The organism is Cytobacillus kochii, assembly GCF_044790165.1.
Classification (GTDB): Bacteria; Bacillota; Bacilli; order Bacillales; family Cytobacillaceae; genus Cytobacillus; species Cytobacillus kochii.
Map to the genome: position 1 here is coordinate 3,841,775 of NZ_CP085254.1, position 14,138 is coordinate 3,855,912.

Consider the following 14,138-nt stretch of genomic DNA (forward strand, 5'->3'; position numbering starts at 1 on the left):
TTTTCTGTATGGATTTACGCACACTTTAAGCATATCCACTCAGTTATTGTACGGATTACTTAACACATTTACGTAATATCGATTCATTTATCTTTTTTGTTTTTGTGAGATAGGGGGGTACAGATAATGTGGATAAACGTTGATATCCACACTTCTCTTGGGATTTCTACTCTTTTTTGTGGACAAATCATCATTTATTCCCCGCATTTCTTCTGGATTTTCCACTCTTTTGTGTGGGCAAACTCATTCCTTCGGGTTTTTCCAATCTTTTTGTGTGGATAATTAACATCATCTTGCGTTTGACCGTTTGGGGTATCATACACAAAAAAATCCTACCAAACACGATACAAGTATTTGGTAGGATCCCGTTCTAAACCTTACTTACTCTTCTAGCAAATGATATTTGTTCATTTTTTCATACAATGTCGTACGGCTAATGCCGAGACGTTTGGCTGCTTCTGTTTTCTTGCCACCAACTGCTGTTAGACATTGAATAATGGTCTGTTTTTCTGTTTCTTCCATGACTTCTGCTAATGTACGCGTAGGTACTACTGTTTCTTGTAATTTAATATTTGCCGACAAGTGCTTCGGTTCAATAAAACAATTAAGATCAACCATATTCATCGCGCGCTCGATTACATTTTCAAGTTCTCGAATATTGCCTGGCCAATGGTAGTTTTTCAAGATATGGAGCGCCTTTTCGTCAATCCCCTTGACTGGTTTTGCCATCATTGTTGCGTATTTTTCTGTAAAATAATGAGACAGTCGTGAAACATCTTCTTTTCTATCTTTCAAAGAAGGGATGGTTATTTCCATCACCTTTAGGCGATAGTAAAGATCCAATCGGAATTCTCCTTTATCAACCATATCCTCTAGATTACGGTTAGTTGCTGCAATAATACGAACATCAATGGCTTTACTATTAGTTGAACCGACTCGTTCCACTTCTTTTTCTTGTAACACGCGCAATAACTTCACTTGCATATGAATGGGCAGTTCACCTATTTCATCTAAAAAAATCGTGCCTCCATCTGCTGTTTCAAACTTTCCTGCTTTGCCGCCTTTTCTTGCACCTGTAAATGCTCCCTCTTCATAGCCAAATAGTTCGGATTCAATTAATTCAGCTGGGATAGCAGCACAATTTACTTTCACAAACAGCCCCATTCCCCTACTGCTTGCCTGATGAATCGCATGTGCAAATAACTCCTTGCCTGTCCCGCTCTCACCTAAGAGCAACACATTAGAGTCATTTTCGGCCACTTTGACTGCTTGGGCTTTTACTTGTTTAAAAGCAGGCGATTCACCAATTAAATGATGAAAAGAGTATGATGCTTTATTACTTTCTCTAAAATCACCTTTATATTTCTTCAACTCTTTTTCCAATGAGTGTAATCGTTTAAATAAGGCGGAAAACTGACCAACATTTTTAAATAGGAGCTTTCCAACCGCACCTACTACTTTTCCATTTTTAAAAATAGGCGAACGAGTAGCAATCATATAGCCGCCATTTACTTTCTGTAAGGAAGCTGCTTCTTGCTTACCAGTTTTTACAACGATATGCATTCTCGTATTTTCGATCACTTCTGTAACATGCTTACCTATTGAGCTTTTCTGATCGACCTTCAAAAACTCCGCATATGCTTGCGTCAACAGAACGACATAGCCTTTTGCATCGACAAGCACTAAGCCGTCATAAGCATATTCGAGAATGTCTTCTATTAACATCTCATTCTCTTGCTGTCCTTGGCCGGTAGGTAGCAAATCTGCAGTCGCTTCATTTGACAGTGCACAAAGATACATATAAGCAGCACCATTTATACCTTCTAACCGTTCACCCTTAATTAATAGCTCTTTTTTATTTATTTTCATCTTCACGATTGTACTGAGAAGGAAATCTTGTTGGAGAAGATGAGTCATTTCGTTTTCATCGCCATCCATCATCCACAACAATCTTTGATTACAAAACAGTATCTCCTTTTGATGATTAAGTATCATCACCCCTAACGGCAGCTCATCTATGATTTTGTTAAATAACTGTTCATTCCGGATGGCATGACTGTTTTGCATCTTAGATCTCTCCTTACACTCGACTTTTTACAATCTGATAATTTTCATTATTATATCATAGCCAGGCAAATGAATATTTTTAATCACATAAAAGGTGTAGAACTTTTTATCGTTCTACACCTACGCATTATTTTTTCATTTTTGCTAAGCGAATAAAGGAACGGTCTCTTTCTAATAGTTTATTAGAGACCATCTCTCCTTCATATTGGAAAATCCCTTCACCTGTCTTTACACCAAGCTTCTTCTCGGCTACTAAGTCAGAGATGATTGCTGGCGCTTCCTTTGTGTCATTTAATTCTGGAGCAACGTTATTAAATACTCTTTCCCAAGTATCCAATCCCCCGAAGTCAGCAATTTCAATCGGCCCTGTAAATGCCCAGCGGAACCCTGGCCCTGCGGTAATAGCCGTATCTATATCTTCAGCTGTTGCCACACCTTCAGCCAATAATGAAAAAGCTTCTCTCATTAAGGCTGTTTGTAATCGATTAGCAATAAAGCCAGACTTTTCTTTTTGTAAAATAACAGGTGCTTTGCCGATTTCTTTCATGATGTTTCTCACTTCTTCAACAATTGAATCAGAAGTCTGTTCATGTTTAATAATTTCTACTAACGGAACTAAATGTGCTGGGTTAAAGAAATGGGTGATCACCATTTGATTAGCAAACGTGCACTTCTCCATTAATCTCGTAATTGGAAAAGTCGATGTATTTGAGGCAACGATCGCTGTTGGTTGCTTCAATTCTTCCAACTGTTTATATAAATCCCACTTCCATTCAATCACTTCTGGTATTGCTTCAATAATTAAATCTGCTTCTTGAACTGCTTGAGATAATTCAGTGACATATCCAATGGCATTCAAGCTTGTATCCGCTTCCTTTTCTGATAATACTTTCTCTTCAACAAGTAATGCTACATCTGCAGCTACTCTTTTTTCTGCTTTATGTAATAATTCATCGTTTAAATCATTCAGTATTACGTCGTATCCTTTAGTTGCAAACGATATCGCAATACCTGTCCCCATTACACCTGAACCAATCACAGTAATATTTCTTATCATCGTTGTAACCTCCTTTAACTTTTCAAAAATTAAAAATGCAATTACTGTGCCAAAAATAAAATAATTGCGAAAACCGTGAATCTATGTTACGATTTTTCCAGTTTTAACTCCCCAACTCCCTATTACTGACTTTACACATCTTCATACTGAAATAAGCCACTAGATTGATATGGAGGAATGTCAAAATGGTATCTAATAAAGTGGCAATTATAACAGGTTCAGCACGAGGCATTGGTTATGAGATTGGCAAAATTTTTGCCGAAAACGGAGCCAAGGTCGTTCTTTCCGATATTAATGAAGAGGAAGTCAAAAAATCTGCGCAATCCCTTCAAGAAAAAGGGCTAGAAGTGTTTGGCCTGAAAGCTGATGTAACAAAAGAGGAAGACATTATCAGCTTGATTGAAGAAACACAGAAAACACATGGAAGAATCGATATCTTTATTAATAATGCCGGTTTGCAACATGTGGCACCCATTGAAGATTTCCCTACTGAGAAATTTGAGCTGATGATTAAAATCATGCTTACAGCACCATTTATTTCACTCAAACACGTATTACCAATTATGAAAGAACAACAATTTGGTCGTATCTTAAATATTGCATCCATTAACGGATTAATTGGATTTGCCAACAAAGCAGCCTACAATAGTGCGAAACATGGTGTAATCGGCTTAACAAAAGTGGCCGCACTAGAGTCCGCAGCAGATGGCATTACAGTCAATGCCCTTTGCCCTGGTTATGTTGACACACCACTTGTGCAAAACCAATTACAAGACCTAGCATCAACAAGAAATGTGCCATTAGAAAATGTCCTTGAAGAAGTCATCTATCCACTCGTTCCACAAAAGCGCTTACTACAAGTAAAAGAAATTGCTGACTATGCCATGTTCCTAGCCAGTGATTTAGCTGGAGGCGTAACTGGCCAGGCGATTGTGATGGATGGTGGGTATACGGCGCAATAAGTGACAAAAAGAGAAAACTAAGATCAAACTAAAAGAAGTGCTGTTCCTTAACAGTACTTCTTTTGATTATATTTACATCATTTTGAGTACTTTTTGTAAGCAACTTACTATCACGGCGATAAATAATACTATCCCACTATTAACAAGCAACATATAGCCTATTTGCAGACCATAAAAAACGGTAAACGGATCGCGGATTATAGAGATAGCTATTAAACTCCCCATACCACCAAATACAGGGGCAAATGCTAGAATAATGAGTGCTCCCTTGTATACACTTCTTTTTTTAAAAACTACAAATGCCCCTGCTATATTGGCAATGGCAATAAAAACAATCATCAAAATTGAAAGAATCACCATTTATCCTCCTTAGTCAAATCGCTTATTTTAAATCCGCATTCGCTAAGAAAGTATCCACTTCCTCTGCAAACTGTTGCGGCATTTGTGTATTCAGTTCATGGCTACCATTATTTATGATTTGTAATTGCGCATGAGGAATCAATTCTGCCAATTCTTTTGCAGTAGGCATATTTATACGGTCTTTAGAACCAGCCAATACTAAGGTAGGAATATTGATTTGATGTAATGAATGAGATAAATCATAACTTTCCATTGATTGGTAAAGGGGAATGATGGTTGATTTTTCTAACCCTTGCTTCCTCCATACTTTTGCTGGTATGAGCTTAAATATATATTTTTGCAACTGAAATATGCTTTTAATCTTCCATCCATTTACTAAGGAGTATGGCGTTCCCGATAATACCATACCTTTTAAATGAGGGTTTGTGATAAGGGATTGTTGTAATGCAAAACATCCTCCTAATGATAGTCCAATGATGATAAACGGGCCATCTATTGTATGAAGCACATTAGTTAAAGATTTAGATAACTGATTGAAAGTAATAGTTTCAGATGTTTTCACTAATTCATCTATAGAGATGAGCCTAGCATCGTATCCGTCCCCCATAAACTTCTTAACCTTTATCCAGCTATCATTGGTCTGGCCTAATCCATGCAAAAAAACTAGTTTCATCCGTTTCTCACCACCGATTTTTAATTATGCCCTGTAGCTTAGTTACTTTGTTTAGTTGATTACCTCGAGCTAAATTTCACCAACTCTTTTTTCTTCTTATATACCGCGCATATCTCAGAGTTTTCATACACATTGTTACCGCTACAAAGGAACGTCCCCATTGTCGATTCCTTGTTTCAACTTCTGCTGAAACTTTAGCATCATGATAAAAATCACTGATTACTTTCTCAATATATTCCTTCGTGTATCATTCCTTATAGGTCACCCGGTATCCATCCGAACACACCTTAATCATCCCATTAACATGGGTTGGATTAGCTTGAATGATTATCCACAAATATGTATACCTATCCCCACTCAAAAGAATCATAATTTTCAATAAATATTTTACCATAGAAATAAGGGACTGTAGGTAAAAGCTTTTTATGATCTACAAAAAAACCTATTGTCTAATTTTCTGACAATAGGTTCTTCTTCACTTATGATTCATAAATAACTTCTCCACATTTGCTTAAATCATAGCCGTATAGCTGTTCGATTTCCTTTTTATAACTTGGGGAATTAACCGTTGCTTTCAACAATTGTACAAGTTCTTGATTTTGTTTAAGAATGATAAGGTCATACTGCTCAGATATTAATGGAATAAAGTCAACATTGACCATTTTTGTTACATTTTCAATACCTATACCAATATCCGCCTGACCACTCGCGACAGCTGAAGCCACTGAGTAATGGCTTGTTAACACATGATCATACCCATTAAGCTTGCTCGCATTGAATCCATGAACTCTAAGTTGTTCATCCAATAACACTCTTGCGCCAGAGCCAACTTCCCTATTCATGATGGTAACATCCGCACGCCCAAGATCTGCCCATCCTTGAATATGCAGAGGGTTTCCTTTTTGTACGTAAATACCCGCCGTACGGTAAACAAGATTCAGCTGAATAAACGGTTGACTGACAAGAATTTTCTTCACATAAGATGTATTATATTCTCCTGTATCACCATCAAACAAATGACAACTAACGACATTACATTCTCCACGATACATCGAAAATAAACTATTCAAGCTACCACTATATAGCCTTAATGGCGGTTGTCCTTTTTCATTTTCTATATGCTTAGCTAGTATATCTAAAACAATATCTTGTCCACTTATAATCACATGACCATCATCAATTGAATGAACTTTCTCTTTTACTTCTTTCACAGCTTTATTCTTGGTGATACCTGTTTTACTCTTGGATTTGTAACGCTCCAAGTCGACGGCATCAATTCTCATTTGCCTCCCTACACGATAAGCAGGAAGTTGATCCTTTTTAATAAGATCATATACTGTTAACTTTGAAACCTTTAATAATTGTGAAACTTCTTCTATTGTATAAGATGCATCGTTCGTCAAAAGTATCACCTCCAGGATATTTCAAAAAGGATTCGTTTTTTGTTTATGTTTTTATTATAATTAACAATAACTAATTATAACTAATTAAAAGGTGAGCAAAATGACACAATTAATCTTTGAACATATTTCTAAATCTTATCATTCAGGTGAACCGGTCATAAAAGATTTCCACTTTGAAACAAAAGAACAAGAGTTTATTGTCTTTGTTGGTCCATCTGGTTGTGGAAAATCAACAATCCTAAAAATGATAGCCGGCTTAGAAAACATCACTTCTGGAAGATTAATAATTGATGGGAAAGAAATGAATAACGTCCCTACTAGAGAACGTAATCTATCAATGGTCTTTCAAAATTATGCATTATATCCTCATATGACAGTATATCAAAATATCGCTTTCGGTTTAAAGATGAGGAAAGAAAAGAAAACTGATATTAAGAAAAAAGTGTTGAAAGCCGCAGAGATTACTGGCTTAACAGGTTTATTAACAAGAAAACCGACAGATCTATCGGGCGGACAAAGGCAGCGGGTTGCCCTTGCTAGGGCAATCGTTTGCGATAATCCCGTTTTTCTAATGGATGAACCACTTTCTAACCTGGATGCCAAGCTGCGTACACAAATGCGCAGAGAAATTACACTTTTGCATAAAAGGCTAGCAACTACGACCATTTACGTCACACATGATCAAACAGAGGCAATGACAATGGCTGATCGTATTATCGTACTAAAAGATGGAAGTATTCAACAAGTGGGTACACCACATGAAATTTATGAAACGCCAGCTAATCTCTTTGTCGCTAGCTTCATTGGATCACCAGCTATCAATGTTTTAGAAGGAAAGGTCGAATCCAATGGCATTACAATTGAAGGAATTCCGACTATTTTCTCACGTGAAAACTTAAGAACAACTAGGGAGGCACTAGTCGGCATTCGTCCAGAGCATTTAATCATAGATGAATATAATCCACTCTTGACCGCCACCGTTGAAGACTTAGAAACTCTTGGTGCAGATACTATTATTTATGCAAAACACAACCGCATTCATTTAACGATAAAAGCACCTGGATTATTATCCTTCAGTAAAGGTGACCCATTACCTTTATCACTCACTGGTGAACATCTCCTCCTATTTGATAAAGAGTCAAAAAAAGTGATTCTTTAGTATAAAAAGTATTTTATTTTATAACTAGTTATAATAAGATATAAAAAGATATAATTAATTAGAAGAAAGATGGAGATGATTCAACTTGTTAAAACATTTAAAGCTGATTTGTTTATTGCTCTTAGTTACTTTATTTACCGTAGCGTGTTCTTCAAATGAAGGAGAAACTGCCCTAAAAGAAACGAATAATAAAGAAAAAGAACCGGTAGAATTAACCATTTCTGCTGCTGCTAGTTTGCAAGATGCCATGTCAGAAATAGATGAAATGTACGCAGAACAACACCCTGAGACAAAACTCACATTCAATTTCGGTGGATCAGGTTCTCTCCAACAGCAAATATCCCAGGGGGCACCCGTTGACCTCTTCTTCTCAGCTGCAGAAGATAAATTCGATATTTTAGTAGAAGAAGGAAATATTGCAAAAGAAGATGGTGTTAATTTATTAGGGAATAGCTTAGTGTTAATCACTCCAGCCGATGAAGAAAATCTAACAGGTTTTACAGATTTAACAAAAAAGGAAGTTGAACAAATTTCACTTGGCACACCTGAATCTGTTCCTGCTGGTGCTTACGGTGTCGAATCACTTGAAAATATGGGCTTATGGAACGAACTAGAAGCTAAAACCGTTTACGCAAAAGATGTAAGACAAGTTCTTTCTTATGTGGAAACCGGTAACGTAAATGCAGGCATTGTTTATAAAACAGATGCACTCGCTTCTGATAAGGTTGAAATTATTGATACAGCAGGTGCTGATACACATACACCAATTATTTACCCTGTTGGTATCGTAAAAGACACGAAAAATTACGATGCAGCGAAAGAATTCTATACCTTCTTACAATCTGATGAAGCATTAAAGGTCTTTGAGGAATATGGATTCACTGCTCAATAATATAACCAGTTCAACCTTTCTAAGTCCCATATGGATTTCATTAAAAATTGCCATTCTCGCTGGAATAATCGTCGTTATAATTGGAACAATTGCTGGCTATTTTCTAGCAAGGAGGTCTTTTAAAGGTAAAGCAGTCGTCGAAACGATTTTAATGTTGCCAATGGTACTGCCACCGACTGTCGTTGGCTTCTTATTAATTGTCATCTTTGGTAAAAATAGTTGGGCTGGTCAAGCCATAACTTGGCTATTCGACAGACCTATTATTTTCACTTGGTGGGCTGCAGTCCTTGCCGCCATCGTTGTCTCTTTCCCTTTAATGTATCAATCAGCTAAATCTGGCTTTCTCAGTATTGATCGTGATATCGAGGATGCAGCACGTGTGGATGGTGCAAATGATTGGAAAGTATTTTGGCTAATATCTGTTCCATTGGCTTCTAAGGCGCTCATTTCTGGCGCTATTTTAAGCTTCGCCAGAGCACTAGGAGAATTTGGCGCAACATTGATGTTTGCAGGTAATATTCCTGGAGAAACACAAACGATTCCTATTGCTATCTATCTAGCCATCGATTCCGGACAAATGACCATGGCTTGGCTATGGGTAGGAGCTATGATTATTATTTCCTTTATCATCCTTTTAACGATTAGAGTAAAGGAATAAAAAAATCGTAGAGATATCCACACACTCTGCGATTTTTTTTGTTAAATCCATTGGCCTATTTATCTTATAATGAAAAAGTAGGAAGTTTCTCTTGCAGAAAAGGGAAAAAAGCGTTATCCTTTAATGAGAATGATAATCAATTGCGGAATTTAGGAGGGATCAAGATGGAACAGCATGAGTTATTTGATGTGACGGTTATTGGTGGAGGTCCAGCAGGCTTGTATTCTACTTTTTATAGTGGGTTACGTTCCATGAAGACCAAGATTATTGAATTTCAACCACAGCTTGGCGGGAAAATCCATGTGTACCCAGAGAAGATGATTTGGGACGTAGGTGGCCTAGCTCCTGTACCTGGTGAGAAACTAATCGAACAACTCGTTACTCAAGGCTTAACATTTGATCCCACTGTTGTATTAAATGAAAAAATTGTAAAAATCGACCAAGATGACAACCGTATCTTTCATCTACATACCGCATCAGGACAAATACATTATTCCAAAACGGTCATTGTCGCTGTAGGTGGGGGTATTTTAAAACCACAGAAGCTTCAAATCGAAGGTGCGGAAAAATATGAGGTATCAAATCTTCACTATACAGTTAAATCCATTCAAAGCTTCCGTGATAAAACGGTTGTGATATCAGGTGGAGGAAACTCAGCTGTCGATTGGGCAAATGAACTTGTTCCTTATGCAAAAAAGGTTTATTTGACTTACCGTAAAGGTGAACTCAGCGGACATGAGGCACAAGTAGAACAACTTAAGAATAGCTCAGCTGAAGTCATTTTCCACTCTTCTATTACTAAGCTTGTTGCTGGTGATGGACAGGACCGTATTGAGTATGTTGAGTTAACTAATCATGAGTTGGGTGAGGTTTCAACCCTTGCGATAGATGATGTAATTATCAACCATGGATACGAAAGAGACTCAGCACTCCTCAATAATTGTGATATGCAAATTGACATGATTGATGATTTTTATATTGCAGGTAGTAGCAGAAGTGAATCATCTATCCCTGGGTTATATGCTGCAGGCGATATTCTGAAACATGATGGTAAAGTTCACCTCATTGCCGGCGCCTTCCAAGACGCTGCCAATGCTGTTAACCATGCGAAGACATACATCGATCCAAAAGCCAATGGATTCGGAATGGTTTCTTCACATAACGAATTGTTTAGTGAGCGGAATAAAGAATTGAAGAAGAAGATCTATAAATAATTTCACGTTATAAATAGATCCTATATATGGAGAAAGTGTGAAATATATACTTGCAGTATTGGTCAAAAGTATGGATACTTTTGACCATTTTCTATATAGGCATGGCAGTTAGACAAATTGATTTATAAACTACATTCTTTAATCTCAGTTCACATCCCCAAGATATACAGGAGAGTGATCATCGAGTATGTATTTTGTTAGCTCTTGCGGATAGATCCGAAGTGCCTCAAGGCTTTTTATTGGTATCCACTCTATCCCCACTTGGTGATCATCTGCCAGAATAGCATCATTCTGGTCTACCAGATGACAGGTGAAGAAGAATTCAACTTGATGTACATTCTTATGTTGCGATGAAAACTCATGATTTCCCCCTATGTATTCACGAATATAACGAAGGTTTCCTACTTTTATAATAGCTCCAGTTTCTTCTAAACACTCTCTTTTCACTGTTTCTTCAAGGGTTTCCCCGTGATTTTGTCCTCCTCCAGGAAAAACATAAAAGATACCCAATTCATCCATACATTTAACTAATAACAAGCGCTCATTTTCTATCATGATCGCTCTACTCGCATTTCTTATTTCCATCTATTACCCACCTTTTCTCCTATTAGCACAGTGTAAATGCACAATAATACTGAAAAAACCCATCTTTTATGGTACTATATAACCAGTTAATTATACCCATAAAACACAAGGAGCCTCTATGTCTAAACAATTAGGATTCAACTTAAAAGTAGAAAGATTAAAGAAGCATATGACGCAAAAGGAATTAAGTGAGCACATCGGCATTAGTGCCCGTACGATTTCACGGTATGAATTGAATCAAGCAAATCCAAAGGAAAAAACTTTAATGAAGTTTGCAGAATTTTTCGGAAAAACAATAGAGCAACTGAAATAATATTCTCCTATTCAAGCAAAAAGGAGGCTTTACGCCTCCCCCTACTCTTTCACTTTCATTAAGCGCATACTATTTAAGGCTACAATTAAAGTAGCACCAATATCTGCTACAATTGCAATCCATAGAGTTAACCAACTTGGGACAACAAGTAGTAGAGCAATGAGTTTAATCGTAAGTGAGAAGGTAATGTTTCCTTTTATAATTCTCATGGTTTTTCTACTTAACTTAATCGCAAATGGGAGCTTTGATAAATCGTCACCCATGAGAGCAATATCCGCCGTTTCTAAGGCAGCATCTGTACCTGCTCCTCCCATCGCAATTCCCACTTGTGCAGAAGCAAGAGCAGGGGCATCATTTACGCCATCACCGACCATTGCCACATGTCCTGACTCTTTTTGTAGTCTTTTTACCAGTGCCAATTTTTCTTCCGGTAATAATTCTGCATACACTTTCGATACCCCAGCTAATTCCCCGATTCTACTGGCTGCCTTATGATGGTCTCCTGTTAACATCACCGTTTGTTTCATCCCTAATTGGTGTAGCTTTTCTACTACTGCTTTGCTTATTTGACGGATTTCATCAGCAATGGCCATTGTCACGAGTATCTTTTTTTCCGTTCCGAAAACAATGACTGTTTTTCCTTCGCTTTGTTGTCTTCCAATCATTTCACCTATAGTCTCAGGCATTACTTGTAATTGTGTAAAAAGTTGTGGGTTTCCAATATAATATTTTTCTCCATTTATCTTTGCCTGGACCCCTTTACCTGTTAGTGAAGCAAAGTCTGTTACTTCAAAGTCTTTACCTTTTAACCCTTTTTCATCTGCTAAATGAATAACAGCAGAAGCTAATGGATGTTGGGAAAGTTTTTCAATACTAGCAATCATTCGTAGCCATTCATCACTTTCTTTCTCATCATCATGCACATTAAAATCAGTAACAACCGGTTCTCCTTTTGTTAACGTCCCTGTTTTATCAAAAGCTACTGTTTGTATATGCGACAACTCTTCTAAATAGATACCACCTTTAATGAGAACGCCGTGTCTAGCTGCATTACCGATTGCTGAAACGAGTGCAATTGGTGTCGAAATGACAAGGGCACAAGGACAACCTACAACCAAAACAGCTAATGCTTGGTAAACCCAAGATTCCCAGCTCCCATCTAAAAATAATGGCGGGATGATGGCAATGAGGACAGCTATTAACATAATAACTGGTGTGTAGTATCTCGCAAAACGATCGATGAAAGCTTGTGCAGGTGCTTTTTCACCCTGTGCTTCCTCTACTAAATGAATGATTTTGGCAATTGTCGTATCACCGACCAATTTCGTAATTTTCACTTCTAAATAACCGTCTTGATTCAATGTACCTGCAAATACCTCATCATCTATACCTTTTTCAACTGGAATGGACTCACCAGTAATCGATGCTTGATTGATGGATGATATACCTTTAACAATCAGGCCATCCATGGCAATTTTTTGTCCTGGTTTTACTAACATAATATCGCCAACTAGAATTTCTTCAACAGACACAACCTGCTCTATACCGCTCCTTCTAATTATTGCCTTCTTCGGAGCAATTCTCATGAGCGAGCGAATAGACTGTCTGGCTTTTTCCATCGAATAACGCTCAAGTTCTTCACTTATAGCAAACAAAATGACAACAACAGCTACTTCTCCCCACTCGCCAATGATTGCCCCGCCAATGACGGCTACAGTCATTAATGTCTTCATATCAAAGTCTAGCTTTATTAGATTCTTTACCCCTATTTTTAATAAATCTAAGCCACCAATAATTATTGAGAAAAGAAACATTGAAACCGTAAGATAATGGCTCTCTCCAAACCCAATCCAAGATAGATAGCCAAACAGAACAAACAAACTAGCAATAAGCACACGACTGTATTTTTTTATAAAAGAGGTTGGTTCCTTTTCATTTAATCCGACATAGGCATTCTCTTCGGCTACCTTTAGATTTTCAAAAGCGCCTGCTTGTTCTAACTCTGCAATCGATACCTCCCCCTGTACAGAGAGTTTACTTGCACCAAAATTCACATGGGCATCTTGTACACCAGACAAATTCTTTACATTTCTTTCAAACTTAGCAGCACAATTTGCACAGGAAAATCCTTGTACACGATAAGTCTTTTCATTTATTTTTTGTTCAGGAATGACTTTAAGTTTTTCAAACGCACCCGCTTTTTCAATGTCGCTAAGAGAGGCATCTCCTACAATTAAAAGTTTAGAAGCACCAAAATTCACATGCGCTTCTTTCACTCCAGGTATGTTTTGTACGTTTTTCTCAAATTTTCCCGCACAATGAGCGCATGAAAATCCTTCAATCCGATAGTTCTGTTTAGCTTCACCTTCATTCATTGATTTGGCCGCCCTTCTTGATGATGGATATAGGCAATCTGAATTAATTGTTTCACATGGAGATCATCTAAAGAATAATAAACAAGCTTTCCTTCTTTTCGAAATTTCGCTAACCCAATATTTTTTAATAATCTTAAATGATGGGAGGCTGTTGCCATTGAACAATCAATGATTGTTGCAACATCACATACACAAAGTTCTTCTTCTATTGTAAGAGCATAAGCAATTTTTATACGTGTAGCATCCGATAAAGCTTTAAAGATTAGCTCAAGGCCTGTTATATCGCTCATTTCTTGTTTGACTCGACTAACCTTTTCTTCATCATTACAAATAACTTCACAAACTTCAGCATCTAGCTTCACCTTGGCAACCAAAATAAAAGCACCTCATTCAAACGAATATTTGATTATAACTTCAGTC

Annotated in this window: 14 protein-coding genes; 6 read left to right on the top strand and 8 right to left on the bottom strand. The window is 37.3% G+C overall.

Annotation, left to right across the window (positions count from 1 at the left end; all coding sequences use genetic code 11):
• Nucleotides 1–381: 381 nt before the first annotated feature.
• Nucleotides 382–2,067, bottom strand: a complete 1,686-nt coding sequence (locus tag LG276_RS19685; protein ID WP_251162046.1) for a sigma-54-dependent Fis family transcriptional regulator — start codon at nt 2,065–2,067, stop codon at nt 382–384.
• Between the two features lie 127 nt (nt 2,068–2,194).
• Complete coding sequence (locus LG276_RS19690) at nt 2,195–3,124, bottom strand: 3-hydroxyacyl-CoA dehydrogenase family protein (protein ID WP_404292573.1); 930 nt, start codon at nt 3,122–3,124, stop codon at nt 2,195–2,197.
• 185 nt (nt 3,125–3,309) lie between these two features.
• Here LG276_RS19690 and LG276_RS19695 point away from each other — a divergent pair, with 185 nt between their 5' ends.
• Entirely contained in the window at nt 3,310–4,086 is a 777-nt protein-coding gene (locus LG276_RS19695) for a 3-hydroxybutyrate dehydrogenase (RefSeq protein ID WP_224937043.1), read from the top strand.
• A 72-nt stretch (nt 4,087–4,158) separates the two neighbouring features.
• Here the strand turns inward: LG276_RS19695 and LG276_RS19700 are convergent, their stop codons facing one another.
• The 3 genes from LG276_RS19700 to LG276_RS19710 form a co-directional block, all read right to left on the bottom strand.
• Nucleotides 4,159–4,443 (bottom strand): 3-isopropylmalate dehydrogenase, encoded by a 285-nt coding sequence (locus LG276_RS19700; protein WP_224937044.1) that lies wholly within the window; start codon nt 4,441–4,443, stop codon nt 4,159–4,161.
• Between the two features lie 25 nt (nt 4,444–4,468).
• On the bottom strand, nt 4,469–5,119 hold the full coding sequence (locus tag LG276_RS19705; protein WP_341105862.1) for an alpha/beta hydrolase: 651 nt from the start codon (nt 5,117–5,119) through the stop codon (nt 4,469–4,471).
• 479 nt (nt 5,120–5,598) lie between these two features.
• Entirely contained in the window at nt 5,599–6,522 is a 924-nt protein-coding gene (locus LG276_RS19710; protein WP_341105860.1) for a helix-turn-helix transcriptional regulator, read from the bottom strand.
• A gap of 100 nt (nt 6,523–6,622) precedes the next feature.
• On the opposite strand from LG276_RS19710, the gene LG276_RS19715 reads away from it, so the two are divergent.
• The 4 genes from LG276_RS19715 to LG276_RS19730 all read left to right on the top strand — a co-directional run bounded on the left by LG276_RS19715 (nt 6,623) and on the right by LG276_RS19730 (nt 10,445).
• Nucleotides 6,623–7,681, top strand: coding sequence for an ABC transporter ATP-binding protein (locus tag LG276_RS19715; protein ID WP_289434530.1), 1,059 nt, complete (start codon nt 6,623–6,625; stop codon nt 7,679–7,681).
• A gap of 85 nt (nt 7,682–7,766) precedes the next feature.
• Complete coding sequence (gene modA, locus LG276_RS19720) at nt 7,767–8,573, top strand: molybdate ABC transporter substrate-binding protein (RefSeq protein WP_404292576.1); 807 nt, start codon at nt 7,767–7,769, stop codon at nt 8,571–8,573.
• On the top strand, nt 8,554–9,231 hold the full coding sequence (gene modB / locus LG276_RS19725; protein WP_224937049.1) for a molybdate ABC transporter permease subunit: 678 nt from the start codon (nt 8,554–8,556) through the stop codon (nt 9,229–9,231). Before modA ends, modB begins: the two co-directional genes overlap by 20 nt.
• 164 nt (nt 9,232–9,395) lie before the next feature.
• Entirely contained in the window at nt 9,396–10,445 is a 1,050-nt protein-coding gene (locus LG276_RS19730) for an NAD(P)/FAD-dependent oxidoreductase (RefSeq protein WP_404292578.1), read from the top strand.
• Nucleotides 10,446–10,589: 144 nt separating this feature from the next.
• Here LG276_RS19730 and LG276_RS19735 read toward each other — a convergent pair whose 3' ends face one another.
• Entirely contained in the window at nt 10,590–11,030 is a 441-nt protein-coding gene (locus tag LG276_RS19735) for an NUDIX domain-containing protein (protein ID WP_404292580.1), read from the bottom strand.
• 118 nt (nt 11,031–11,148) lie between these two features.
• On the opposite strand from LG276_RS19735, the gene LG276_RS19740 reads away from it, so the two are divergent.
• On the top strand, nt 11,149–11,343 hold the full coding sequence (locus LG276_RS19740; RefSeq protein WP_224937052.1) for a helix-turn-helix transcriptional regulator: 195 nt from the start codon (nt 11,149–11,151) through the stop codon (nt 11,341–11,343).
• A 41-nt stretch (nt 11,344–11,384) separates the two neighbouring features.
• On the opposite strand, the gene LG276_RS19745 is transcribed toward LG276_RS19740, so the two are convergent.
• Entirely contained in the window at nt 11,385–13,718 is a 2,334-nt protein-coding gene (locus LG276_RS19745; protein WP_404292582.1) for a heavy metal translocating P-type ATPase, read from the bottom strand.
• Nucleotides 13,715–14,092 carry a metalloregulator ArsR/SmtB family transcription factor gene (locus LG276_RS19750; RefSeq protein ID WP_224937054.1) on the bottom strand — a complete coding sequence of 126 codons (378 nt, stop codon included), beginning with the start codon at nt 14,090–14,092 and terminating at the stop codon, nt 13,715–13,717. The genes LG276_RS19745 and LG276_RS19750 overlap by 4 nt, the downstream gene beginning before the upstream one ends.
• Between the last annotated feature and the right edge of the window lie 46 nt (nt 14,093–14,138).

What these genes read in the sequence shown, in the direction of transcription:
- LG276_RS19685 (WP_251162046.1), bottom strand. Translation starts at nt 2,067, where the DNA reads ATGCAAAACAGTCATGCCATCCGGAATGAACAGTTATTTAACAAAATC.
- LG276_RS19690 (WP_404292573.1), bottom strand. Translation starts at nt 3,124, where the DNA reads ATGATAAGAAATATTACTGTGATTGGTTCAGGTGTAATGGGGACAGGT.
- LG276_RS19695 (WP_224937043.1), top strand. Translation starts at nt 3,310, where the DNA reads ATGGTATCTAATAAAGTGGCAATTATAACAGGTTCAGCACGAGGCATT.
- LG276_RS19705 (WP_341105862.1), bottom strand. Translation starts at nt 5,119, where the DNA reads ATGAAACTAGTTTTTTTGCATGGATTAGGCCAGACCAATGATAGCTGG.
- LG276_RS19715 (WP_289434530.1), top strand. Translation starts at nt 6,623, where the DNA reads ATGACACAATTAATCTTTGAACATATTTCTAAATCTTATCATTCAGGT.
- modB (WP_224937049.1), top strand. Translation starts at nt 8,554, where the DNA reads ATGGATTCACTGCTCAATAATATAACCAGTTCAACCTTTCTAAGTCCC.
- LG276_RS19730 (WP_404292578.1), top strand. Translation starts at nt 9,396, where the DNA reads ATGGAACAGCATGAGTTATTTGATGTGACGGTTATTGGTGGAGGTCCA.
- LG276_RS19735 (WP_404292580.1), bottom strand. Translation starts at nt 11,030, where the DNA reads ATGGAAATAAGAAATGCGAGTAGAGCGATCATGATAGAAAATGAGCGC.
- LG276_RS19740 (WP_224937052.1), top strand. Translation starts at nt 11,149, where the DNA reads ATGTCTAAACAATTAGGATTCAACTTAAAAGTAGAAAGATTAAAGAAG.
- LG276_RS19745 (WP_404292582.1), bottom strand. Translation starts at nt 13,718, where the DNA reads ATGAATGAAGGTGAAGCTAAACAGAACTATCGGATTGAAGGATTTTCA.